The organism is Sphingobacterium sp. GQ94 (assembly GCF_059758715.1).
Genome location: NZ_JCAXEC010000050.1, coordinates 1 through 219, shown reverse-complemented (window position 1 = coordinate 219; position 219 = coordinate 1). Strand labels below are relative to the sequence as shown.

Genomic DNA, 219 nt, shown 5'->3' with positions numbered 1-219 from the left:
TAGATTACCGCTAATTTAGATTTTGAAATTGAAGTGTTTGAATCAGATTTAGACCACATACACTTTCTAATTCGTTATGTTCCACGTCTATCTATTACTTCTATTGTTCGTAAGTTAAAGCACGAATCTACTTACCATATTTGGTATTCAGCATCTCCAGTCTTTCTCATCTAAACATTTTTGGAAAGAACATACTTTCTGCTCAGATGGATACTTTGT

General features: G+C 32.4%; 1 protein-coding gene. It reads left to right on the top strand.

Annotated features, from left to right (window positions below):
* Nucleotides 1–3: 3 nt before the first annotated feature.
* Nucleotides 4–174 (top strand): transposase, encoded by a 171-nt coding sequence (locus AC6CHH_RS16450; protein ID WP_498284799.1) that lies wholly within the window; start codon nucleotides 4–6, stop codon nucleotides 172–174.
* The last annotated feature ends 45 nt before the right edge of the window (nucleotides 175–219 follow it).